Genomic DNA, 23,244 nt, shown 5'->3' with positions numbered 1-23,244 from the left:
GGGGGAACTCCGAATTCGCCCGAGGCGTCAACAGCGACTCGGTGGCCGACAACCCACGTCTAAGGAGCTCCGCATCAGCGATCCCCGTACCAATGAGCGCATCCGCGTCCCCGAGGTCCGCCTCGTCGGACCTGCGGGTGAGCAGATCGGCGTTGTCCGCATCGAGGCAGCGCTGCGTCTGGCCCAGGAAGCCGATCTCGACCTCGTCGAGGTGGCTCCCAACTCCAAGCCGCCCGTGGTCAAGATCATGGACTACGGCAAGTTCAAGTACGAGGCCGCGCAGAAGGCGAAGGAAGCACGCCGTAACCAGGCGAACACCATCCTCAAAGAGGTGCGCTTCCGCCTGAAGATCGAGGCCCACGACTACACGACCAAGCTCAAGCGGGCCGAGGGCTTCCTCAAGGCCGGCGACAAGGTCAAGGCCATGATCCTGTTCCGCGGTCGCGAGCAGTCACGTCCCGAGCAGGGTGTGCGTCTGCTGCGCAAGTTCGCCGAGGACGTCGCCGAGTTCGGCTCGGTCGAGTCGAACCCCACCATCGACGGTCGCAACATGGTCATGGTCATCGCGCCGCTGAAGAACAAGTCCGAGGCCAAGGCCGAGCAGAACGCCGTCCGCTCGGCGAACAAGCAGGCCGCGCGCGAGGCGAAGTCCTCGACGGGCAACGACGCCGAGGCCTGAGCCGCCCCCCAGTCTCCCGCTTGCGAGCGGGTATCCACCGTCGCCCGCCAGGGCGCCACACGAAGGAAGAGAAGATGCCGAAGCAGAAGACCCACTCGGGTGCGAAGAAGCGCTTCAAGATCACCGGCAGCGGAAAGCTGAAGAAGCAGCAGGCCGGCATGCGCCACAACCTCGAGCACAAGTCGAGCCGTCGCACGCGCCGCCTGAACCAGGACCAGGTGCTCTCGAAGGCCGACTCCAAGGTCGCGAACAAGCTTCTCGGTCGCGGCTGAGCCCCGCCCGAGCGTACGGAATAGGAATACACGAAAATGGCAAGAGTCAAGCGCGCGGTAAACGCGCAGAAGAAGCGTCGCGTCATCCTCGAACGCGCCTCGGGTTACCGTGGCCAGCGTTCGCGCCTTTACCGCAAGGCGAAGGAGCAGGTCACCCACTCGCTCGTCTACGCGTACCGTGACCGTCGCAAGCGCAAGGGCGACTTCCGTCGTCTGTGGATCCAGCGCATCAACGCCGCTGCCCGCCAGAACGGCATCACGTACAACCGCTTCATGCAGGGTCTGGGCCTGGCCGGTGTGCAGGTTGACCGCCGTATGCTCGCCGAGCTCGCCGTGACCGACGCCGCCGCATTCGCGTCGCTGGTCGAGACCGCGAAGAACGCTCTTCCCTCGGACGTCAACGCTCCGAAGTCGGCTGCCTGAGCATCCGCTCTTCACGCAAACGGGCGTCTCCCCTCGGGGAGGCGCCCGTTTCGCGTCCCGGGGCATCCGCGGCGCGCCGATAGACTGATGCCGTGCTGGAGAATCCTCGCTCGCCCCGTGTCCGCGCTGTCGCCAAGCTCTCCAAGCGCAGTGCGCGCGTCGAGACCGGTCTGTTCCTGCTGGAGGGGCCGCAGGCGGTCCGTGAGGCATTGCGGTACGTGCCCGGTGCGATCGTCGAGCTCTACGCGACGCCGACTGCGTGGGAACGGCACGCCGACATCCGCCAGCTGGTCGCCGAGCACGAGGTCCCGTTCGACTACGTGACCGAGGACGTGCTCGACGCGATGGCCGACACCGTGACCCCGCAGGGGCTGATCGCGGTGGCCCGCCAGACCCCGACCGCTGTGAAGGACATCTTCGCGGCGTCCCCGCGCCTGATCGCGATCTGCGAAGAGGTGCGCGACCCGGGCAATCTCGGCACGATCATCCGTGCGGCGGACGCCGCAGGGGCGGATGCTGTCGTGCTGACCGGCCGCACCGTTGATCCCTACAACCCGAAGGTCGTCCGCTCGACCACGGGCTCGCTGTTCCACCTGCCGATCTCGGTGGGAGGCGACCTAGCCGACGTCGTCAGCCGTGCGCACGCGGCCGGACTGCAGGTGCTCGCCGCCGATGTGGGCGGGGGCGATCTGTTGTCTGCGCGCGCCGACAACACGCTCGCCAAGCCGACCGCCTGGTTGTTCGGCAACGAGGCGCGGGGGCTCGAAGCGGATGCCCGCGGGCTCGCCGACCAGGCACTGAAGCTGCCGATCTACGGGCAGGCCGAGTCGTTGAACCTCGCGACCGCCGCGAGCGTGTGCCTGTACGAGAGCGCGTTCGCGCAGCGCGCCGAGCACTGATCGGCGCCATCGCGCCGCCGATCACGAAACGATAAAGACCACGACGACCCCCTGTGCTGTCGAGGCCCCGGCCCTAGAGTTGGGCCATGGCAGAGAGCAGAGACGCCCTCGTGGTCGTCGAGAACGTCCAGAAGCACTACGGCGACTTCCAGGCGCTGACCGACATCAACCTCACGGTCGACCGCGGTGAGGTCGTCGTCGTCATCGGACCGTCAGGCTCGGGTAAGTCCACGCTCTGCCGCACCATCAACCGGCTGGAGACGATCACCAGCGGCGAGATCCGCATCGACGGCAAAGTGCTGCCCGCCGAGGGCAAGGCGCTCGCGCACCTGCGCGCCGAGGTCGGCATGGTCTTTCAGTCGTTCAACCTGTTCGCGCACCTGACGATCCTCGAGAACGTCACGCTCGGCCCGATCAAGGTCCGCGGCCTCAAGAAGGCGGATGCCGAGAAGGAGGCCATGGCGCTGCTGGAGCGCGTCGGGGTCGCCGAGCAGGCGCGCAAGCTTCCTGCGCAGCTGTCGGGTGGACAGCAGCAGCGTGTCGCCATCGCCCGTGCCCTGGCGATGCGCCCGAAGGTCATGCTCTTCGATGAGCCCACCAGCGCCCTGGACCCCGAGATGATCACCGAGGTGCTCGACGTGATGATCGGGCTCGCCAACGAGGGTATGACGATGATCGTCGTCACTCACGAGATGGGCTTCGCGCGCAAGGCGGCCAACCGGGTCGTGTTCATGGCCGATGGGCAGATCGTCGAGCAGGCCACGCCCGAGCAGTTCTTCACGAACCCGCAGAGCGCGCGCGCCAAGGACTTCCTCTCCAAGCTGCTCACCCACTGACTCCCGTCCACACATCCCATAAGGAGACGCACATGCGACGTACACGCACACTGGCAGGAATCGGCATCGCAACGGTGGCGTTGTTCGCCCTGACCGCCTGCAACAGCGGAACCCCGTCGGACCCCGGTGGCGACGGCGGCGATGGCGGCGACGCCGGATCATCCACGCCGTGGGAGGTCGCGACGGATGTCAGCCTCGACGGCAGCCCGACTTTCGACGCGATGGTCGAGCGCGACGGCGTCATCATCGGCGTCAAAGAAGATCAGCCCGGCCTGGGCTACCTCGACGTGACCTCGGGCGATCGCACGGGATTCGACGTCGACATCGCACGCTGGATCGCGGCGTCGCTCGGCTTCGATGAGGACCAGATCGAGTTCAAGCCGATCGCCTCGGCCAACCGCGAGCAGGCCATCGTCAACGGCGACATCGACTACTACGTCGGCACGTACTCGATCAACGACAAGCGCAAGGAGCAGATCGACTTCGCGGGACCGTACTTCGTCACGGGTCAGGGGTTGCTGGTCGCGAAGGACGCGCCGGAGGCGACCAAGCTCGAGGACTTCAACGGCAAGACCGTCTGCTCGGCGACAGGCTCCACGCCGATCCAGAACATCAAGGCGAACTTCCCCGACATCAAGACGCAGGAGTACGATCTCTACTCCGCCTGCGTCGAAGACCTGATCAGCGGCAAGGTCGAGGCTGTGACCACCGACCAGGCCATCCTGATCGGCTACGCGGCGCAGTACCCCGATGACGTCAAGGTCACGGGTGGACTGTTCACCGAAGAGCGCTACGGCGTCGGTCTACCCAAGGGCGATGACGTGCTGCGCGACCACATCAACACGCTGTTCACCGATGGCGGCGATGTCTGGCAGCAGATTTTCGACAACAACCTCGGCGACTCGGGCATCCAGGTCGAGCAGCCTGCGGTCGACGCGTACTGAACGACATCTGCGGGGGCGCGGATGCATCGCGCCCCCGCACCATCATCCGACGGAGGAATGAGAAGACGTGGACGTCATCTTCGGCAACCTCGACCTGTGGAGCGAGGCGCTGACCAACACCCTGCTGGTGTTCGTGTTCGGAGGGATTATCGCCCTCGTTCTCGGCATCATCGTCGGTGCGATGCGCGTCTCGCCGGTGCCGATCGCGCGAGGAGTGGGCACGGTCTATGTCAACCTCGTTCGGAACACCCCTCTGACCCTGGTGTTCTTCTTCTTCGTGTTCGGATATCCGCAGTTGGGACTGCCCCCGCTATCGAACACCGTGCTCGGCATCCTGGCGATCGGCATCTACACCGCGACCTATGTCGCTGAGGTGCTGCGTGCGGGTATCAACACCGTGCACGTCGGGCAGGCCGAAGCTGCGCGTGCGATCGGCCTGCCGTTCGGGCAGGTGATGACACTCGTGGTTCTGCCGCAGGCGTTCCGGTCCGTCGTGCCGCCGATGATGAGCGTGTTCATCGCGCTGCTCAAGAACACCACGGTGGCCGCCGGCTTCGCGATCTCCGAGCTCGCCGCACTGCGCGCCACCATCAACGATGCGCCTGACCGGCCCGGTAACCCCATGGAAGTGCTGCTGTGGGTGGCGGTGGTCTTCGTCGCGCTCGTGCTATTGATGAGCTGGGCGCAGCGAACGCTTGAGAACAAGTGGAGGATCGCACGATGACTTCCGTCCTTTACGACGTACCCGGACCGCGTGCGATCGCCCGCAACCGGGTACTGGCAGCGGTCACGGTGCTCCTCGTGCTCGCCGTGATCGGCTTCATGACTTACCGGCTCTGGGAGTCTGGCCAGTTCGAGGCGTCGAAGTGGTACGTGTTCACCTTCAGCAACGTGTGGATGAGCATTCTTGAGGCGCTCGGCAACACGCTGGCCGCGTTCGCGCTGGCCGCAGTGCTGAGTCTTGTTCTGGGTCTTGTGCTGGCGATCGGGCGTCTGTCAGACCACGCCTGGATCCGTGTGCCGGTGACCGCAGTCACAGAGCTGCTGCGAGCGGTACCGGTTCTGGTCATGATGATGCTGCTCTACTACGGTCTTCCCGTCGTCGGCGTCAAGATGGAGCCCTACTGGGCGGTTGTACTGGCACTGATGGCGTACAACGGTTCCGTGCTGGCCGAAGTCTTCCGAGCGGGAATTGAATCCTTGCCACGTGGACAGAAGGAAGCCGGCTACGCGATCGGTCTGCGCAAGAGCGGAGTGATGCGGCTGATCCTCTTCCCGCAGGCTGTGCGGGCGATGCTTCCGGTCATCGTCGCTCAGCTCGTCGTGACCATGAAAGACACGGCACTGGGATTCATCATCACCTACCCCGAGTTGCTCTACTACGCCAAGCTGCTCAGCTCGCAGCAGGGGCGCCCGATCCTGCAGTCCGCCTTCGTCATCGGTGGCATCTACATCGTGATGTGTCTGATTCTCTCGGGCATCGCGAAGTGGCTCGAGATCCGCACACGCCGCTCGCCGAAGGACAAGGTGCTGGAAGCCGAGGCGGCCGTGCTCATGCACGAAGGAACCGACACCGAACTTCTGGTCGCCCAGGGGGACGGCAAGCGGGGACGGCGGCTGGGTCGGGACCGACGCTGAACGGAACGGCCGGTCGTCGCCGCGCCGGTAGACTCTGATCTCGTGTCAGCCACTCCTGAGATCACCCCCGAAGCGGTCGAGGCCGCGGTCACGGCGGCACTCGCTGCCGTCGAAGCCGCGAGCGACACCGCCCAGCTCAAATCCGCCAAAGCCGCGCATGTGGCCGAAGGGTCGCCGCTGGCCGTCCTGAACGCGTCCATGCGTCAGGTCGCGCCCGAGCACAAGGCGACGTTCGGCAAGCTGATCGGGCAGGGGAGGGGTCGGGTCGCCCAGGCCCTGGCCGCCAAGGAGGCCGAGCTGGCCGAGGCCGAGACGGCAGCCCGCCTGGAGGCCGAGCGGGTCGACATCACCGCGCTCGCCTCGCGTTCGCGTGTGGGTGCGCGCCATCCGCTGCCGCTCATGCAAGAGCAGATCAGCGACATCTTCGTCGGCATGGGGTGGGAGATCGCCGAGGGCCCCGAGCTCGAGCACGAGTGGTTCAACTTCGACGCCCTGAACTTCGATGTCGACCACCCGGCGCGTCAGGAGCAGGACACCTTCTACGTCGACCCGACGTCGCGCCACCTGGTGATGCGCACGCACACCAGCCCGGTGCAGGTGCGCTCGATGCTCGATCGAGAGGTGCCGATCTACGTGCTGTGCCCTGGTCGCGTGTACCGCACTGATGAGTTCGACGCCACGCACCTGCCGGTGTTCACCCAGGTCGAGGGCCTCGTGGTTGACAAGGGCATCACCATGGCGCATCTGAAGGGCACGCTCGACCACCTCGCCAAGCAGCTCTTCGGAGCCGAGGCGAAGACGCGCCTGCGCACCAACTACTTCCCGTTCACCGAGCCTTCGGCCGAGTTCGATCTGTGGCATCCGACCTTCAAGGGCGGCGCCCGCTGGATCGAGTGGGGCGGTTGCGGAATGGTCAATCCCAACGTGCTGCGCGCGGCGGGGATCGACCCGGAGGTCTACAGCGGGTTCGCCTTCGGTATCGGCGTCGAGCGGGCGCTGATGTTCCGCAGCGATGTGAAAGACATGCGCGACATGGCAGAGGGCGATGTGCGCTTCAGCGAGCAGTTCGGGATGGTGGTGTGATGCGTATTCCGCTTTCCTGGTTGCGCGAGTACGTCGAGGTGGCAGCGGATGCCACTCCGGAAGACGTTCTGGCGTCGTTCCTCTCGGTGGGCTTCGAAGAGGAGGACATCCATCGCGTCGAGATCACCGGTCCCGTCGTGGTCGGTCAGGTGCTCTCGGTCGAGCCCGAGCCGCAGAAGAACGGCAAGACGATCAACTGGTGCCAGGTCGATGTGGGCGAAGACGAGCCCCGCGGAATCGTCTGCGGTGCGCACAACTTCGTCGCCGGTGACAAGGTCGTGGTGACCCTGCCCGGGGCTGTGCTGCCCGGGCCGTTCCCGATCGCCGCGCGCAAGACGTACGGCCATGTCTCGGACGGCATGATCGCCTCGGCGCGCGAGCTCGGCCTCGGCGACGAGCACGACGGCATCATCGTGCTGTCGACGCTGGGTCTGGATCCCGAGGTCGGTACTGACGCCATCGAACTGCTGCACCTCAACGATGTCGCCGTCGAGATCAACGTCACGCCCGACCGCGGCTACGCGTTCTCACTGCGTGGCGTCGCCCGCGAGTACGGTCACGCCACCGGGGGTGCTTTCAGCGATCCCGCCGAGCGCGACTTCGCCGAGCTGCAGCCGGGAACGGGCTTCGACATCCGCGTCGAGGATGAGAACCCGATCCGCGGCACCGTCGGCGCGCGCGAGTTCGTCGCACGCGTCGTCCGCGATGTCGACCCGAGCCGTCCCACCCCGCCGTGGATGGTCGCCCGGCTCGCGCTGGCGGGCATGCGCTCGCTGGGCATCCTGATCGACATCACCAACTACGTCATGCTCGAACTGGGCAACCCGATTCACGGCTACGACCTCGACAAGCTCGACGGCGGCATCGTGGTGCGTCGCGCGGGCCAGGGCGAGCGCATCACCACGCTCGACGGGCAGGATCGCGCTCTGCACGTCGAGGATCTGCTGATCACCGACGGTTCGGGCCCCATCGGCATTGCAGGCGTCATGGGCGGCGGCACGACCGAGATGAGTGACACCACGCGCAACGTGCTGATCGAGGCGGCGACGTTCGATCCGGTCACGATCGCCCGGAGCGCCCGCCGACACAAGCTGCCGAGCGAGGCGTCGAAGCGCTTCGAGCGGGGTGTCGATCCGCTGATCCCGTTCGTCGCCGCACGCCGGGTGGCCGATCTGATGGTCGAGCTCGCCGGGGGAACGCTGACCGACGAGGGCGGCGCGCTGTACACCGAGTTCGAGATCGCCGGAATCGCGCTGCCGCGTGGCTTCGCCGATGGCGTCGTGGGCGTCGACTACACCGACGACGAGGTCGTCGGGGCACTCGAGATGATCGGCGCCGAGGTCGCGGCGCAGGGTGACGGGTGGTTCGTGATCCCGCCGAGCTGGCGACCCGACCTCACCGACAAGTGGACGCTCGTCGAGGAGATCGCGCGCATCCACGGTCTCGACCGGATCCCGTCCGTACTGCCGGTCCCGCCGTCGGGCCGTGGCTACACGGCGCTGCAGCAGGGACGCAAGCGGGTGGCGGATGCCCTCGCCGCGGCCGGTCTGGTCGAGACGCCGTCGTTCCCGTTCACCACCGAGCAGCTCAACGACCTGCACGGCTCGGCGACCGGCGATCACCTGCCCAGCATCCGTCTGGCCAACGCACTCGACGGGCAGGCGCCGTTCCTGCGCCGATCGCTGCTGCCCGCCCTGGTGCAGACCGCGCACCGCAACATCTCGCGCGGTCTGGTGGATCTCGGCCTGTTCGAGGTCGGGTCGGTGTTCACCCCCGAAGAGGGCGTGACCTACGGCACGGACTTCATCCCGCCGCTCGGCGAACGCCCCGACGATGAGACGCTGGCGGCGCTCAACGCGGCCATCCCGCCGCAGCCGAGGCACATCGCGGCGCTGTTCGCCGGCAATATCACCCCGCGCCAGCCGGGACGCCCTGCCGAGCACGTCGACCTGGCCGATGCGCTGGACGTCGTGCGCGTGATCGGCGTCGCCGCCGGCGTCGACATCGACGTCGCGCAGACGCAGCGCGCCGCGCTGCATCCGGGACGCGCCGGGGCACTGAGCGTGCGCGGCGAGCAGATCGGCTACGTCGGCGAGCTGCACCCGCAGGTCTCGGCCGACGCCGACCTGCCGGGGCGTGTCGTCGTGTTCGAACTGGACCTGGATCGTCTGCTCACCCTCGCGGGCGAGCGCGTCGTCGTCGAGTCCCTGTCGACGTATCCTGCGGCCACGCAGGACGTCTCGCTGGTCGTGGGTGTCGAGGTGCCGGCCGCCGAGGTGCGCGCCGCGCTCGTCGAGGGCGCCGGCGACCTGCTCGAGTCCGTGCGTCTCGTCGACGACTACCGCGGCGAGGGCCTGGGCGACGGGCAGAAGAGCCTCAGCTACGCCCTGCGCTTCCGGGCATCCGACCGTACGCTGACCGCCGCCGAGGCGAGCGAGGCAAAGCTCGCGGGCGTCGCCGTGGCGACGCAGCGCTTCGGCGCGAGCATCCGCGACTGAGTCGCATCGGCGATTCCGCTCACGGTGCCTGCGCTGTGAGCGGAATCGCTTGCGTCTGCTCTCGGATGCCGATGGCATGGACGCATGACTCAGGTGCTGGTGCTCGGCGGAACAGGATGGCTTTCGGGACGGATCGCGCAGCGCTGGCGTGACGCCGGCGCGCAGGTGACGTGTCTGGCACGCGGGAGCCGACCGGCCCCGGACGGCACCGTGCTGTTGCGCGGGGACCGCGACGAACCGGATGTCTACGACCGGCTGCGTGAGCAGCAGTGGGACGAGATCGTCGATATCTCCTCGCGCGCGGATCACGTGGGTGCGGCCGTCGCGGCGCTCGGCGACAGCGCGGCGCACTGGACATACGTGTCGTCGGTCTCGGTGTACGCCGACGAGGTCACCGTCGGTCTCGACGAGACCGGACCGCTCCACGCGCCCGCGCAGCCGGGCGACGAGTACGACTACAGCGCCCAGAAGGTCGCCGCCGAACAGGCGGTGACCGCCCTGGGCACGCGGGCCGGCATCGTCCGGCCCGGCCTGGTGGTCGGCGCCGGCGATCCCAGCGACCGCTTCGGATACTGGGCGGCGGCCTTCGCACGCGCCGGTGACGGCGCAGTGCTGGCGCCCGACAGTCGCGACCGATTCGCTCAGGTGATCGACGTCGACGATCTCGCCGGGTTCATCACCGCTGACCGGCGCACCGGGGTCGTCAATGCCATCGGCGATCCGCTGCCGCTGAGCGACCTGCTCGACGCCTTCCGTACCGAGTCCGGGCACACCGGTCCGGTCCGGGTGGCCGACGACGACTGGCTCGGTGCGCACGGCGTGCAGTACTGGATGGGGGAGCGCTCACTGCCGCTGTGGCTGCCCGCGGACATGCCGGGCTTCGCGCAGCACGACAACCGTGCGTACCGCGCCGCCGGCGGCGGGTTCACGCCCCTCGACCAGACGATCCGGAGCGTGCTCGCCGACGAACGCGCCCGGGGACTGGACCGCGAGCGTCGCGCCGGTCTGACCCGGCACGACGAGAGCGAGCTGCTCGCACAGCTCGTCTGAGCTTGGTCCGGTCGAGGCCCGAACCGGCAGGCTTCGCTAGACTCGCGCACAGTGACACGGGGTGCCGCAGAAGCGGCTGAGATCACACCCGTCGAACCTGATCTAGTTCGTACTAGCGAAGGGATGTCGTCCATGAACGATCGTCTGCGCCCATCCGCCCGTATTCCGGCCGCCGCCGCCGAGCTGCTGCGCGAGGTGCGCCGAACACCTCCGCTGACCCAGTGCATCACCAACACCGTGGTCACGGGGTTCACGGCCAATGTGCTTCTGGCGACGGGGGCGGCACCCGCGATGGTCGGCATCGTCGGCGAGTCCGGGATCTTCGCCGGTATCGCCGATGCGCTGCTGGTGAACCTCGGCACTCCGCCGCCCGAGCAGCGCGCGGCCATGTCCGAGGCGGTGCGCGGCGCGAACACGGCGGGTACGCCGTGGGTGCTCGACCCGGTCGCGATCGGAGCACTCCCCGTGCGGACGGCACTCGCCGCCGAGCTGGTCGCCCAGCATCCGACGGCCGTGCGCGGCAACGCGAGTGAGATCCTCGCCCTGGCCGGCACCGGTGCCGGCGGACGGGGCGTCGACGCCGTCGACGCCCCGGATGCCGCCATGGAGGCGGCCCGTACGATCGCCGCACGGTGGGGGAGCGTGGTGGCGGTCTCGGGTGCCACCGACCTGATCACCGACCGTGAACGGGTGATCCGGATCGCCAACGGCGACCCGCTGCTCACGCGCGTCACCGGGGGAGGGTGCGCGCTCGGAGCCGTCATGGCCGCCTTCCTCGGCGCGGCCCGAGCAACCGGGGCCGACGCCATGACGGCGGTGGCTGCGGCGACCCTCGTCTACACCGTCGCCGCCGAGCGCGCGGCCAAGGTCGCCGCGGGCCCCGGCAGCTTCGCCGTCGCATTCATCGACGCGCTCGCGGCGGTCGAGGCAGACGATCTGCTGCGCGACGCCCGGATCGAGGAGGACGCACGGTGACGTACGACCTGTCGATCTACCTGGTCACCGATCCGCACCTGTGCGGTGCGCGCGGTGTCGTGCAGACCGTCCGCGATGCGGTCGACGGCGGCGCCACCATCGTGCAGCTGCGCGACAAGCACGCGGACGACGACGCCATCGTCGACCAACTCGTCACCCTGTCCGAGGTCATCGACGGACGCGCGCTGCTCGTCGTCGACGACCGCGTCGACGCCGTTCTTGCCGCACGCCGCCGGGGAGCCCGCGTCGACGGGGTCCATGTGGGACAGTTCGACATGCCGGCGACCGAGGTGCGACGCCTGCTCGGGCCGGATGCCCTCGTCGGCCTCACCGCGAACACGCCGGAGCACCTGGCGGCGCTGCGCGACCTTCCGGCCGGGACGGTCGACTACATCGGTGCCGGGGTGATCCGTCCGACGAGTACGAAGCCCGATCACCCGGCACCGCTCGGCATCGCAGGCTTCGCCGCGCTCGCCGCGCAGAGCCCTGTTCCCGCCGTCGCGATCGGTGGCATCCGTTCGGATGACGTTGTACCGCTGCGCGCGGCAGGTGCCGCCGGTGTCGCCGTGGTGTCGCAGATCTGCGCGGCCGACGACGCGCACCTCGCGACCACCGTGCTGCGCGCGCGGTGGAGCGGCTCCGCGGTTCCCCGGGTGCTGAGCATCGCCGGCAGCGACCCCTCCGGGGGTGCCGGCATCCAGGCCGACCTGAAATCCATCGCCGCCAACGGCGGCTACGGCATGGCAGCACTGACCGCACTCACGGCGCAGAACACACGCGGCGTGCGCGAGGTGCACGTCCCGCCGGTGTCGTTCCTGCGTGCGCAACTCGACGCGCTCGCCGACGACATCGAGATCGATGCGGTGAAGATCGGGATGCTCGCGGATGCCGAGGTGATCGCCACGGTGGACGCCTGGCTGGACGACAACCGTCCGGCGACCGTCGTGCTCGATCCGGTCATGGTCGCCACCTCCGGCGACCGTCTGCTCGATGAGCGCGCGGAGGCGGCACTGCACCGCCTCGCGCGGCGGGCCGACCTGCTCACCCCGAACATCGCCGAACTCGAGGTGCTGGCCGGACGGCGGGTCATCGGGTGGGACGACGCGCTCGATGCGGCGCGCGACCTCGCGGCAGCCGTCGATGCCCTGGTGCTCGTCAAGGGCGGGCACCTCGACAGCGACGACGCACCCGACGCCCTCGTCGGAGCGGAAGGCGTGATCTCCCACTTCTCCGGTGCGCGCATCGCCACCACCAGCACACACGGCACCGGTTGCTCGCTCTCATCCGCTGTGGCCACGCGCCGTGCGGCAGGGGCCGACTGGTCGCTCGCGATCGCCGACTCTCGCGCCTGGCTGCGCGAGTCGCTGCGCGCAGGAGCGGCGCTCGGCGTCGGGCGCGGTCACGGGCCGGTCAACCACTTCGCCGGCCTCTGGCAACGCGGCGGGCTCGGCACGCGACCGACCGCCGATGACGTGCGCGCCGAATGGTGGGCCGGTATCGCGAGCATCCGTCACGACATCGACGCGCTGCCATTCATCCGCGCACTCGCCGACGGCACGCTCGATCGGGCGACATTCCTGCACTACCTGGAGCAGGACGCGCTGTACCTGCGTGAGTACGCGCGGGTGCTCGCCGAAGCTGCGCGCCTCGCACCCACTGCGGCGGAACAGGCGTTCTGGGCTGAGGGCGCACACGGCGCGATCGCCGGTGAGCTGGCCATGCACGCCTCGTGGCTCACACCGATGACCGGGGTGTCGGCGGCCACGTTCTCGGCCGATCCCACCCCCGTCACGACCGGCTATCTGGACCACCTGCGTGCGACGGCGTTCACCGGCGACTACTCGACCCTGATCGCGGCGGTGCTGCCGTGCTTCTGGCTGTACGCCGACCTCGGCGAACGCCTGCACAGCGGTGCCTTCGGGCCGGAGCCCCTCGATCCGGCGCATCCGTTCGCCTCGTGGCTGGCGACATATGCCGACCCGACGTTCGCGGTCGCCAACGCGCAGGCCATCGCGTACGTCACCGCAGCAGCCGCCAGATCAGATGATGCGCAGCGGTCGCGCATGCGCCGAGCGTTCGACCTGGCCGCCGCGCACGAACGGGCCTTCTTCGATCTTCGGTGACGGCGAACGGCGCGGCGGCCCGGTCGCGTCAACTTGCGCCCGGTGGCGACGACTCGATATCGTCACCGCATGCCTTCGGCCCCGCACAACCGCACGACGCTCTCCCCGAGCGTCGCCGTTGTGCGCCCGCGCCGACGCCGCGGCGGCCGCCGACCATAGGCGACCCCGCTCTGCGCCGACGCTTCGGCGCGGCTGCCGGTGTCGCCGCCTCGGCCCAGGCCCGTCATCGGGCGCACACCGACCGTTAAGGTAGAAGCATGACGTATACCGTCGCCGTCTCCGGCGCATCCGGCTACGCGGGGGGCGAGATCCTGCGGCTCCTCGCCGCACACCCCGACATCGAGATCCGCACCGTGACCGCGCATTCCAACGCCGGCCAGCCGCTCATCGAACACCAGCCGCACCTGCGCTCCCTGGCGCACCTGACGCTGCAGCCCACCACCCCCGAGGTGTTGGCCGGGCACGACATCGTGTTCCTCGCCCTGCCGCACGGCCAGTCCGGCCAGTACACCGACGCCCTCGGCGACACCCCGCTGGTGATCGACGCCGGTGCCGACCACCGGCTCACCTCGCAACAGGCCTGGGACGCCTTCTACGGCGGCCACTTCCACGAGCCGTGGGCGTACGGTGTGCCCGAGCTGCTCACGGCCACCGGAAAGCAGCGTGAGCAGCTGCGGGGCGCTTCGCGGATCGCGGCTCCCGGCTGCAACGCATCGACCGTCAGTCTGAGCCTGACCCCCGGCGTCGCCGCCGGAGTGATCGACCCGTCCGACATCGTCACGATGCTTGCCGTCGGCCCGTCCGGCGCCGGCAAGAGCCTCAAGCCCCACCTGCTGGGCAGCGAACTGCTCGGCACCGCCAACCCGTACGCCGTCGGCGGCACGCACCGGCACATCCCCGAGATCCGCCAGGCGCTCGCCGCGGCCTCGGGAGCCACGCCCGACAGCATCCGCATCTCGTTCACCCCCGTTCTCGTGCCGATGGCGCGTGGCATCCTCGCCACGTCCACCGCGCCGATCGTCGAGGGTGTGACCGACGCGCAGATCCGCGACGCGTGGGAGCAGGCCTACGGCGACGAGACCTTCGTGCAGCTGCTGCCGCAGGGATCGTTCCCGCGCACCGCTGACGTGCTCGGCGCCAATACCGCGCTGATGGGTCTGGCGATCGACCGGGCGGCCAACCGCGTCACGGTGGTCACCGCCGTCGACAACCTCGTCAAGGGCACCGCCGGCGCTGCCATCCAGTCCATGAATCTCGCGCTCGGCCTTCCCGAGGGCCGCGCGCTCACCGTGAACGGAGTAGCGCCGTGAGTGTCACCGCACCCCAGGGCTTCGAGGCGGCCGGCGTCGCCACGGGGCTGAAGTCCACCGGAGCCCTCGACGTGGCCGTCGTCGTCAACCGCGGCCCGCGCAAGATCGGCGCGGCGGTGTTCACCACGAACCGCGCCAAGGCCAACCCGATCATCTGGTCGCAGCAGGTGATCGCCGATCGCATCGTTGAGGCGATCGTGCTCAACTCCGGCGGCGCGAACTGCTTCACCGGGGCCTTCGGGTTCCAGACCACGCACCAGACCGCCGAGAAAGCCGCCGAGCTGCTGCAGGTCAGCGCCGGAGATGTGCTGGTCTGCTCGACCGGGCTCATCGGCACCGGCGACGAGGTCTTCCGCGGTCGGGTTCTTGACGGCGTCGAGCGCGGCGTCGCCGCGCTGAGCGCAGACGGCGGTCAGGACGCCGCCGCGGCCATCATGACCACAGACACCGTCGCGAAGACCGCATCGGTGACGCGATCGGGCTGGACGATCGGAGGCATGGCCAAGGGCGCGGGGATGCTCGCACCGGGACTGGCCACCATGCTCGTCGTCCTCACCACCGACGCCGACCTCGAAGCGGTCGAGGCGGATGCTGCGCTGCGCCGGGCGACGGGGGTCACCTTCGACCGGCTCGATTCGGACGGCTGCATGTCGACCAACGATCAGGTGACGCTGCTGGCCAACGGTGCCACCGGCATCCGTCCCGACCTCGAAGAGTTCACATCGGCCCTGACCGAGGTCTGCCGTGAGCTGTCGCAGAAGCTCCAGCAGGATGCCGAGGGCGCCAGCCACGACATCACGATCGTCGTCACGAACGCCGAGAGCGAGGCCGACGCCGTCGAGGTCGGCCGATCGGTGGCGCGCAACAACCTCTTCAAGGCGGCGATCTTCGGTAACGACCCCAACTGGGGGCGGGTGCTCGCCGCGATCGGCACGACCGACGCGCGCTTCGACCCCTACGACGTCGATGTGTCGATGAACGGTGTGCGCGTCTGCTCCGCCGGTGGTCCCGACCGTCCGCGTGAAGAGGTCGACCTCACCCCGCGGGCGACGCTTGTCGAGATCGACCTGAAGACCGGCGACGCGACCGCGACGATCCTCACCAACGACCTGACCCACGACTACGTGCACGAGAACAGCGCCTACGCCTCATGACAGATCTGCAGGACACCGCCCCAGAGGAAGCCGCCTACAAGGCCGCCACCCTTATCGAATCGCTGCCGTGGCTCAAGCGCTTCCGCGATCAGATCGTAGTCGTCAAGTACGGCGGCAATGCGATGGTCAGCGACGAACTGCAAGAGGCGTTCGCGCAGGACATCGCCTACCTGCGGTACGTCGGCGTGCAGCCGGTGGTCGTGCACGGCGGCGGCCCCCAGATCTCGAACATGCTCGACCGGCTGGCCATCCCCAGTGAGTTCAAGGGCGGATACCGGGTCACCTCCACCGAGGCCATCAGCGTCGTGCGGATGGTGCTCACCGGGCAGATCAACCCCACACTGGTGGCGAAGATCAACTCGCACGGCCCGATCGCGACGGGACTGAGTGGTGAGGACGCCGGGCTGTTCGGCGGGCGTCGACGCGGCATCGTGCTCGACGGTGAAGAGGTCGATCTTGGCCGCGTCGGCGACGTGGTGCAGGTCGACCCGACACCGGTGCTCGACCACCTCGCGGCCGGTCGCATCCCCGTGGTCTCGTCGATCGCGCCCGACCTCGATCACCCCGGTCAGTCGCTGAACGTGAATGCGGATGCCGCGGCCGCGGCCCTGGCGACGGCTCTGGGGGCCCGCAAGCTGGTGATCCTCACCGATGTCGCCGGGCTCTACGCCGACTGGCCCAACCGTGATTCGTTGGTCTCGCACATCACGGCGACCGAGCTCACCCAGATGCTGCCCACGCTCGAATCGGGAATGATCCCGAAGATGCGCGCGTGCCTCGACGCGGTCGAGTCGGGGGTCGATGCGGCGGCGATCATCGACGGGCGGGTACCGCACTCGGTGCTCGTGGAACTGTTCACCAGCAAGGGAATCGGCACAGAGGTGGTCGCAGGATGACGAACTGGAACGACGACGCGGCACGCGATCTGATGAGCCTCGGCGGACGGCTCGCGCTGCTCACGCGCGGTGAGGGCTCCTGGGTGTGGGATGCCGACGACAACCGCTACCTGGACTTCCTCGGCGGCATCGCCGTGAACTGCCTCGGTCACGCGCACCCGGTGTTCGTGGAGGCGGTCTCGGCGCAGGCGGCAACGCTGGCGCATGTGTCGAACTACTTCGCCACGCCCCCTCAGCTCGAGATCGCCGCGCGCCTGAAGCGCCTGGCGGGAACCGGTGAGCGCGGCCGCGTATTCCTGGCGAACTCCGGTACCGAGGCCAACGAGATGGCGATCAAGCTCGCCCGGTTGCACGGTGCACAGCCGTCAGCGGGGGCGGGCGCTGCCCGCACGCGCATCCTCGTCGTCGAAGGAGCGTTCCACGGACGCACGATGGGCGCACTCTCGCTCACCCCGAAGGCCGCCTACCGCGACCCGTTCCTGCCGGCCGTGCCCGACATCGTCGCCGTGGAGCGCACGCTGGAGAGCCTGGAGGCGGCGTTCGCAGAGGGCGGTGTCGCCGCGATGATCGTCGAGCCCATCCAGGGCGAGGCCGGTGTGGTCGAGCTGCCCGAGGGCTTCCTCGCGCGTGCGCGCGCGCTCACGACAGCTCACGATGCGCTGCTGATCCTCGACGAGGTGCAGACCGGGTCGGGACGCACCGGTGAGTGGTTCGCCTTCCAGCGTGAGGGCGTGATCCCGGATGCCGTCACGCTCGCCAAGAGCATCGGCGCGGGCTTCCCGCTCGGCGCGCTGATCACGTTCGCCTCGGCGAGCGACCTGTTCTACCCGGGCACGCACAACTCGACCTTCGGCGGGAACCCGCTGGCCAGCGCGGTCGCCAACGCCGTGCTCGGCTTCGTCGAGGACGAGCACGTGCTCGACAACGTCAACGCGCGTGGCGCGCAGCTGCGCGACGGCGTCGCGGCCCTGCCGCTGGTTGCGGGCACTACCGGCGCGGGTCTGCTCATCGGCATCCGGTTGAGTGCCTCGGTTGCGCCCGCGGTCGCCGCCGCCGCTCAGGAACGCGGGCTGATCGTCAATGCGCCGACCCCCGATGTCATCCGCATCGCTCCCGCCTACACGATCGGCGACACCGAGGTGCAGGAGTTCCTCACCCGGCTCGGCGCAGCCCTCGCCGACGTCGCCGCCACCACCACGACACCCTCGGAGAAGCCATGACCCGCCACCTGCTGCGCGATGACGACCTGACGCGCGCCGAGCAGACCGAGATCCTCGATCTCGCCCTCGAACTGAAGAAGGACCGCTGGGCGAACAAGGCCCTGGCGGGGCCCCAGACCGTCGCGGTCATCTTCGACAAGTCCTCGACCCGCACCCGCGTCTCGTTCGCGGTCGGGATCGCCGACCTCGGCGGCTCGCCGCTGATCATCTCGACCGCGAACAGCCAGCTCGGTGGCAAGGAGACGCCCTCCGACACCGCGCGCGTGCTCGAGCGTCAGGTGGCGGCGATCGTCTGGCGCACCTACGCGCAGTCGGGCTTGGAAGAGATGGCGCGCGGTACGCGCGTGCCGGTCGTCAACGCCCTGTCGGACGACTTCCACCCGTGCCAGCTGCTGGCCGACCTGCTCACGATCCGCGAGCACAAGGGTGAGCTGGCCGGGCTGACGCTGACGTTCTTCGGCGATGGGCGCAGCAACATGGCTCACTCGTACCTGCTCGCCGGTGTCACGGCGGGCATGCATGTGCGCATCGCTTCGCCCACCTCGTACGCCCCGCGCGCTGATGTCGTCGCCGCGGCCGAGGCCCGTGCCGCCGAGACCGGCGGGTCGGTCACACTGCTGACCGACCCGCGTGAGGCCGCGCTGGGCGCTGATGTCGTCGTCACCGACACCTGGGTGTCGATGGGCAAGGAGGAAGAGAAGATCATCCGCCTGCGCGAGCTCGGCGGATACAAGGTCACCACCGAGATCATGTCGCTGGCTGACCCCGAGGCGATCTTCATCCACTGCCTTCCCGCGGATCGCGGCTACGAGGTCGACTCCGAAGTGATCGACGGCCCGCAGAGCGTCGTCTGGGACGAGGCCGAGAACCGGCTGCACGCGCAGAAGGCGCTGCTTGTCTGGTTGCTGGAGAAGAAGACGCAGGCGACGGATGCTGGCGCGAGCCGCGAGGGAGTAGCCCAATGAGCGCGACGAACGGCGAGGGAGCGCACGGCACCAACGAGGGATCACTGTGGGGCGGACGCTTCGCCACGGGCCCCTCGCCGGAACTGGTCGAGCTGAGCCGCTCCACCCACTTCGACTGGGCGTTGGCGCTGTATGACATCGCGGGCTCCCACGCGCACGCCAAGGCGCTCGAAGCAGCCGGCTATCTGGATGCCGCCGAGGCCGAGGCGATGCACGCCGGACTCGACCGGCTGGCCGCTCGTGTGGCGGATGGCTCGCTCGTGGCGCAGCCCGGCGACGAGGACGTGCACGGTGCGCTGGAGCAGGCGCTGATCGCCGAGGTCGGGGCCGAGCTGGGCGGCAAACTGCGCGCCGGTCGTAGCCGCAACGACCAGATCGCCACGCTGGTGCGCATGTACCTGCGCGACCACTCCCGCGTGATCGCCCGCGACCTGCTGCGGGTGATCGATGCGATCGTCGCTCAGGCCGAGTCCCACCCGAACGCCATCATGCCGGGTCGTACGCACCTGCAGTCGGCGCAGCCGCTGCTGCTGGCCCACCACCTGCAGGCCCACGCCTGGCCGCTTGTGCGCGACCTCGAGCGACTGCGTGACTGGATGTCACGGGCATCCGTCTCGCCCTACGGCGGGGGAGCACTGGCCGGTTCGTCCCTGGGTCTTGACCCGGCGCTCGTGGCCAGAGAACTCGGCCTGTCGGGTCCTGCCGAAAACTCGATCGATGGGACGTCGGCGCGTGATGTCGTCGCCGAGTTCGCGTACATCGCCGCGCAGATCGGCATCGACCTGTCCCGGTTCTCTGAAGACATCATCATCTGGAACACGCGCGAGTTCGGCTTCGTCACGCTCGATGACGGCTTCTCGACCGGTTCGAGCATCATGCCGCAGAAGAAGAACCCCGATATCGCCGAGCTCGCGCGCGGCAAGGCGGGGCGTCTGCTCGGAAATCTCACGGGTCTGCTGGCGACGCTGAAGGGGCTTCCGCTGGCGTACAATCGGGATCTGCAGGAGGACAAGGAGCCGGTGTTCGACTCGGTGCAGACGCTGGAGGTGCTGCTGCCGGCGTTCGCGGGCATGGTCGCCACGATGCGTTTCGATACCGCGCGGATGGCGGAACTGGCCCCGGAGGGCTTCTCGCTGGCGACGGACGTGGCCGACTGGCTGGTGCGCAAGGGTGTGCCGTTCCGGGATGCGCACGAGGTCTCTGGCGCGCTGGTGCAGGCGTGCGAGGAGCGGGGGACCGGACTGGAGGATGCCGACGACGACCTGTTCGCGCAGGTCTCGCCGCTGCTCTCGCCCGAGGTGCGGGAGGTGCTGACGATCGAGGGATCGGTGGCGTCGCGTGCCGGGGTCGGCGGGACGGCACCCGTCCGGGTGACTGAGCAGCGGGCCGAGCTGGTGGCGCGCGCGCAGGCGTCGGCGCACGCCCTCGGCCTCTGACGGATTGCTTTTGTCTGACGGATTCCCGTCGCACGACTGTTCGCGAGAAATAACTCATACGGTTATATTTCGCGAATAGTCGTGTTACGGTTATGCCATGACTGTCGTGGCAGTGATCGCTGACATCATCGGCTCGCGTCGCCTCGAAGACCGGACGGCGGCTCAACGCACGTTCGACGAGACGATCGCCAGAGTCGAGAGCGAGCATCCGCTCGCCGAACAACCGTTGCGGCCGACCGTCGGTGACGAGCAGCAGGGTGTCTACGGCGGCCTGGTCGAGGCGCTGACTGCGGTGTTGCTTCTGCAGCTCGCGCTTCCGGACGGGGCTGAGTTCCGGTTCGGTTTGGGCGTAGGGTCCGTCACCACCGTCGAGTCTGCGCATCGCGAACTCGCTGACGGGCCCGGATGGTGGGCGGCGCGCGATGCGATCGAGTTCGTGCACGCCCGACAGGAGCGGGCCCTGCCGAGCGCCCGCAGCTGGATCGTCGGTGCCCCGGGGCAGGATGAGGGCATGGTTGCTCTCATCGCCGCATCGAACGCCTATCTGATGGCCCGCGACGAGATCGTCGTGCGCATGACGGCGCGGGAGAGGCGCATCGCCTACGGCCGGTTCGGGGGCATGTCGCAACGAGACCTCGCCGAGCAGGAAGATGTGACGCAGCCGAGCATCTCGAAGTCACTGCGCAGCTCGGGGGCAACCGCGTTGCTGGAGGGGCTCGATGCGCTGCGAGGTGGCCTCTCGTGATTCTCGCCGGCCTCACCCTCGCGGCCATCGGCGCCGCCGATCTTCTGCGGCGATTCGTGCCGCGCCGTGCGCCGCGCCTGCTTGTGCTGTGCGTGCTGATCGCACTCGTCATCACCGTGGGCATCTGCAGCGACGCCCTTGTGCCGGCCGTGATCGCCGTCGTGCTCGGCGGCGCCTGGATATGGACGATGCCGCTGGAAGCCACAGGGAGGGCATCCTTCTGGCCCGCCGTGGTGCTGGCCGCGATCGTATCCGCGACCACGGCGCTGATGCCCGCGCGAGATGCGCCGGGCCTGATCGGGGAGGTATGGCACCTGCCGGCGCCCGAGGGTGAGATCGCCTTCGATGTCGCCGTGCTGGCTGTCGGCGTCGTGCTTTTCGTCGGGGAATCGGCGAACCTGATCGTGCGCGCCGCGCTGGACCGGGAGGGCACGTGGAGACCCGCCGAGCAGGGTGGGCTGTTCCGAGGTGGACAGCTGCGTCAGCCGCCGCAGGCCGCCACCGGCTTTCAGGGTGGCCGGCTGATCGGTCCGCTGGAGCGCTTCCTGGTCGTCGTGCTGACGCTGGCGGGCGCCTACGCGCTGCTGGCGGCGATGCTCGCGGCGAAGGGCATCGTGCGTTTTCCCGAGATCTCGAAGGACGGCGAGACCGGGGCGCGGGCGGAGTACTTCCTGGTGGGCAGCCTGGTCAGCTGGGTGGTCGCCCTGGGAGCGGCCTTCCTGTTGTGGTGGGGCATCCGCGTCTGATGAACCGGCGCGACGCGTGCGCGCTGATAGCCTGAGTGTCGTGTCTGAAACCGCTCTGACGACAGCGCCCGTGGCGCTCGACCCCGCGTTCGAGAACGTGTGGGACGAGCTGGTCTGGCGTGGGCTCGTCCACGTGTCCACTGATCAAGAGGCGCTGCGCGCCCTGCTCGGCGGAGACCCGATCACGTATTACTGCGGCTTCGACCCGACTGCTCCCAGCCTGCACCTCGGCCACCTCGTGCAGCTGCTGACGCTGCGCCGCATCCAGCTGGCCGGCCACAAGCCGCTCGGACTCGTCGGCGGTTCCACCGGTCTGATCGGCGATCCGCGACCGACGGCCGAGCGCACGCTGAACACCCGCGAGACGGTCGCCGAGTGGGTGGACCGCCTGCGCGCGCAGGTATCGCGCTACCTCAGCTTCGAAGGCGACAACGCCGCCCGGATGGTCAACAACCTCGACTGGACGGCGCCCCTGAGCGCCATCGACTTCTTGCGCGAGATCGGCAAGCACTACCGCGTTGGCACGATGCTGAAGAAGGATGCTGTCGCCGCGCGCCTGAACTCGGATGCCGGCATCAGCTACACCGAGTTCAGCTACCAGATCCTGCAGGGGATCGACTTCCTCGAACTGTACCGCCAGTACGACTGCGTCCTGCAGACCGGCGGATCCGACCAGTGGGGCAACCTCACCAGCGGTACCGACCTGATCCACCGCATCGAGGGAGTCTCGGTCCACGCGATCGGCACGCCGCTGATCACCAACAGCGACGGCACCAAGTTCGGCAAGAGCGAGGGCAACGCCATCTGGATCGACGCCGAGATGACGAGCCCGTACGCGTTCTACCAGTTCTGGTTGAGCACTGCGGATGCTGATGTCGTCGAGCGTCTGAAGGTGTTCACCTTCCTCAGCAGCGCCGAGATCGCCGAGTACGCGGCGCTGGTCGAGAGTGAGCCGTTCCGCCGTGCCGCGCAGAAGCGCCTGGCGCTCGAAGTGGTCACGACGGTGCATGGCGCCGAGGCGACCGCGGCGGTCATCGCAGCATCCGACGCGCTGTTCGGTCAGGGCGACCTGGGCGCACTCGACGCGACCACGCTGCGCACGGCACTCGATGAGCTGCCCAACGCGACGGTGCCGGCGGGCACGCCGGTGGTCGACGCGCTCGTCGCCACGGGCCTGGTCTCCAGCGCATCCGAGGCGCGGCGCGCGATCTCGCAGGGCGGCGTCACGCTGGACGGTGAGCGCGTCGCCGACGACTCGGCGCTCGTGCAGGGGACTCTTCCGGGCGGCGTCTCGGTGCTGCGCCGCGGCAAGAAGACCCTCGCCGGCGTGTTCATCGGCTGATTCCGCGACG

Annotated in this window: 22 protein-coding genes and 1 riboswitch; all 22 genes read left to right on the top strand. The window is 68.7% G+C overall.

Annotated elements, in window-relative coordinates:
• Positions 1-73 precede the first annotated feature (73 nt).
• The 22 genes from infC to tyrS all read left to right on the top strand — a co-directional run bounded on the left by infC (position 74) and on the right by tyrS (position 23,234).
• On the top strand, positions 74-679 hold the full coding sequence (infC, locus tag PTQ19_RS09965) for a translation initiation factor IF-3 (RefSeq protein ID WP_179411810.1): 606 nt from the start codon (positions 74-76) through the stop codon (positions 677-679).
• Positions 680-753: 74 nt separating this feature from the next.
• Complete coding sequence (gene rpmI / locus PTQ19_RS09960) at positions 754-951, top strand: 50S ribosomal protein L35 (RefSeq protein ID WP_179410442.1); 198 nt, start codon at positions 754-756, stop codon at positions 949-951.
• 36 nt (positions 952-987) lie between these two features.
• Positions 988-1,374: a 50S ribosomal protein L20 gene (gene rplT, locus PTQ19_RS09955; RefSeq protein ID WP_206551762.1), complete on the top strand. Its 387-nt coding sequence runs from the start codon at positions 988-990 to the stop codon at positions 1,372-1,374.
• A 92-nt stretch (positions 1,375-1,466) separates the two neighbouring features.
• Positions 1,467-2,273, top strand: coding sequence for a TrmH family RNA methyltransferase (locus tag PTQ19_RS09950; protein ID WP_206822230.1), 807 nt, complete (start codon positions 1,467-1,469; stop codon positions 2,271-2,273).
• 86 nt (positions 2,274-2,359) lie between these two features.
• On the top strand, positions 2,360-3,109 hold the full coding sequence (locus PTQ19_RS09945) for an amino acid ABC transporter ATP-binding protein (protein ID WP_206551764.1): 750 nt from the start codon (positions 2,360-2,362) through the stop codon (positions 3,107-3,109).
• A gap of 32 nt (positions 3,110-3,141) precedes the next feature.
• Entirely contained in the window at positions 3,142-4,053 is a 912-nt protein-coding gene (locus tag PTQ19_RS09940; RefSeq protein ID WP_274367197.1) for a glutamate ABC transporter substrate-binding protein, read from the top strand.
• 67 nt (positions 4,054-4,120) lie between these two features.
• Positions 4,121-4,777, top strand: coding sequence for an amino acid ABC transporter permease (locus PTQ19_RS09935; protein WP_206822234.1), 657 nt, complete (start codon positions 4,121-4,123; stop codon positions 4,775-4,777).
• The gene (locus tag PTQ19_RS09930) at positions 4,774-5,691 is read left to right on the top strand and encodes an amino acid ABC transporter permease (RefSeq protein WP_179410448.1); all 918 of its coding nucleotides are present in this window, start codon (positions 4,774-4,776) and stop codon (positions 5,689-5,691) included. Before PTQ19_RS09935 ends, PTQ19_RS09930 begins: the two co-directional genes overlap by 4 nt.
• A 42-nt stretch (positions 5,692-5,733) precedes the next feature.
• Positions 5,734-6,774, top strand: coding sequence for a phenylalanine--tRNA ligase subunit alpha (gene pheS / locus PTQ19_RS09925; RefSeq protein ID WP_206822236.1), 1,041 nt, complete (start codon positions 5,734-5,736; stop codon positions 6,772-6,774).
• Entirely contained in the window at positions 6,774-9,272 is a 2,499-nt protein-coding gene (gene pheT, locus PTQ19_RS09920) for a phenylalanine--tRNA ligase subunit beta (RefSeq protein ID WP_274367196.1), read from the top strand. The genes pheS and pheT overlap by 1 nt, the downstream gene beginning before the upstream one ends.
• 84 nt (positions 9,273-9,356) lie before the next feature.
• Positions 9,357-10,322, top strand: coding sequence for an NAD-dependent epimerase/dehydratase family protein (locus PTQ19_RS09915; protein ID WP_274367195.1), 966 nt, complete (start codon positions 9,357-9,359; stop codon positions 10,320-10,322).
• A gap of 47 nt (positions 10,323-10,369) precedes the next feature.
• Positions 10,370-10,463, top strand: a riboswitch (TPP riboswitch).
• Positions 10,455-11,297 carry a hydroxyethylthiazole kinase gene (thiM, locus tag PTQ19_RS09910; RefSeq protein WP_274367194.1) on the top strand — a complete coding sequence of 281 codons (843 nt, stop codon included), beginning with the start codon at positions 10,455-10,457 and terminating at the stop codon, positions 11,295-11,297. (Overlaps the previous riboswitch by 9 nt.)
• Positions 11,294-13,420 carry a bifunctional hydroxymethylpyrimidine kinase/phosphomethylpyrimidine kinase gene (locus tag PTQ19_RS09905; protein ID WP_274367193.1) on the top strand — a complete coding sequence of 709 codons (2,127 nt, stop codon included), beginning with the start codon at positions 11,294-11,296 and terminating at the stop codon, positions 13,418-13,420. Before thiM ends, PTQ19_RS09905 begins: the two co-directional genes overlap by 4 nt.
• Positions 13,421-13,677: 257 nt before the next feature.
• Positions 13,678-14,730 (top strand): N-acetyl-gamma-glutamyl-phosphate reductase, encoded by a 1,053-nt coding sequence (gene argC / locus PTQ19_RS09900; RefSeq protein WP_274367192.1) that lies wholly within the window; start codon positions 13,678-13,680, stop codon positions 14,728-14,730.
• On the top strand, positions 14,727-15,884 hold the full coding sequence (argJ, locus tag PTQ19_RS09895; RefSeq protein WP_274367191.1) for a bifunctional glutamate N-acetyltransferase/amino-acid acetyltransferase ArgJ: 1,158 nt from the start codon (positions 14,727-14,729) through the stop codon (positions 15,882-15,884). Before argC ends, argJ begins: the two co-directional genes overlap by 4 nt.
• Entirely contained in the window at positions 15,881-16,780 is a 900-nt protein-coding gene (gene argB, locus PTQ19_RS09890; RefSeq protein WP_179410456.1) for an acetylglutamate kinase, read from the top strand. The genes argJ and argB overlap by 4 nt, the downstream gene beginning before the upstream one ends.
• Positions 16,777-18,000 (top strand): acetylornithine transaminase, encoded by a 1,224-nt coding sequence (locus PTQ19_RS09885; RefSeq protein WP_274367190.1) that lies wholly within the window; start codon positions 16,777-16,779, stop codon positions 17,998-18,000. The genes argB and PTQ19_RS09885 overlap by 4 nt, the downstream gene beginning before the upstream one ends.
• A complete protein-coding gene (gene argF / locus PTQ19_RS09880; RefSeq protein WP_274367189.1) occupies positions 17,997-18,965 on the top strand; it encodes an ornithine carbamoyltransferase in 969 nt (322 codons plus the stop codon). Before PTQ19_RS09885 ends, argF begins: the two co-directional genes overlap by 4 nt.
• On the top strand, positions 18,962-20,401 hold the full coding sequence (gene argH / locus PTQ19_RS09875; RefSeq protein ID WP_274367188.1) for an argininosuccinate lyase: 1,440 nt from the start codon (positions 18,962-18,964) through the stop codon (positions 20,399-20,401). Before argF ends, argH begins: the two co-directional genes overlap by 4 nt.
• A gap of 97 nt (positions 20,402-20,498) precedes the next feature.
• Complete coding sequence (locus PTQ19_RS09870; protein WP_274367187.1) at positions 20,499-21,146, top strand: SatD family protein; 648 nt, start codon at positions 20,499-20,501, stop codon at positions 21,144-21,146.
• Positions 21,143-21,892: a hypothetical protein gene (locus tag PTQ19_RS09865; RefSeq protein WP_274367186.1), complete on the top strand. Its 750-nt coding sequence runs from the start codon at positions 21,143-21,145 to the stop codon at positions 21,890-21,892. The genes PTQ19_RS09870 and PTQ19_RS09865 overlap by 4 nt, the downstream gene beginning before the upstream one ends.
• A 40-nt stretch (positions 21,893-21,932) precedes the next feature.
• Positions 21,933-23,234, top strand: a complete 1,302-nt coding sequence (gene tyrS / locus PTQ19_RS09860) for a tyrosine--tRNA ligase (RefSeq protein WP_274367185.1) — start codon at positions 21,933-21,935, stop codon at positions 23,232-23,234.
• The last annotated feature ends 10 nt before the right edge of the window (positions 23,235-23,244 follow it).

The organism is Microbacterium esteraromaticum (genome assembly GCF_028747645.1).
Classification (GTDB): Bacteria; Actinomycetota; Actinomycetes; order Actinomycetales; family Microbacteriaceae; genus Microbacterium; species Microbacterium esteraromaticum_C.
This window is presented reverse-complemented; position numbering and strand designations above follow the sequence as displayed.

Coding starts and splice junctions, on each gene's coding strand:
- thiM (WP_274367194.1), top strand. CDS start 10,455: ATGAACGATCGTCTGCGCCCATCCGCCCGTATTCCGGCCGCCGCCGCC.
- argH (WP_274367188.1), top strand. CDS start 18,962: ATGAGCGCGACGAACGGCGAGGGAGCGCACGGCACCAACGAGGGATCA.
- rplT (WP_206551762.1), top strand. CDS start 988: ATGGCAAGAGTCAAGCGCGCGGTAAACGCGCAGAAGAAGCGTCGCGTC.
- PTQ19_RS09915 (WP_274367195.1), top strand. CDS start 9,357: ATGACTCAGGTGCTGGTGCTCGGCGGAACAGGATGGCTTTCGGGACGG.
- PTQ19_RS09885 (WP_274367190.1), top strand. CDS start 16,777: ATGACGAACTGGAACGACGACGCGGCACGCGATCTGATGAGCCTCGGC.
- pheT (WP_274367196.1), top strand. CDS start 6,774: ATGCGTATTCCGCTTTCCTGGTTGCGCGAGTACGTCGAGGTGGCAGCG.
- PTQ19_RS09870 (WP_274367187.1), top strand. CDS start 20,499: ATGACTGTCGTGGCAGTGATCGCTGACATCATCGGCTCGCGTCGCCTC.
- argC (WP_274367192.1), top strand. CDS start 13,678: ATGACGTATACCGTCGCCGTCTCCGGCGCATCCGGCTACGCGGGGGGC.
- PTQ19_RS09940 (WP_274367197.1), top strand. CDS start 3,142: ATGCGACGTACACGCACACTGGCAGGAATCGGCATCGCAACGGTGGCG.
- argF (WP_274367189.1), top strand. CDS start 17,997: ATGACCCGCCACCTGCTGCGCGATGACGACCTGACGCGCGCCGAGCAG.
- PTQ19_RS09930 (WP_179410448.1), top strand. CDS start 4,774: ATGACTTCCGTCCTTTACGACGTACCCGGACCGCGTGCGATCGCCCGC.
- PTQ19_RS09945 (WP_206551764.1), top strand. CDS start 2,360: ATGGCAGAGAGCAGAGACGCCCTCGTGGTCGTCGAGAACGTCCAGAAG.
- rpmI (WP_179410442.1), top strand. CDS start 754: ATGCCGAAGCAGAAGACCCACTCGGGTGCGAAGAAGCGCTTCAAGATC.
- argB (WP_179410456.1), top strand. CDS start 15,881: ATGACAGATCTGCAGGACACCGCCCCAGAGGAAGCCGCCTACAAGGCC.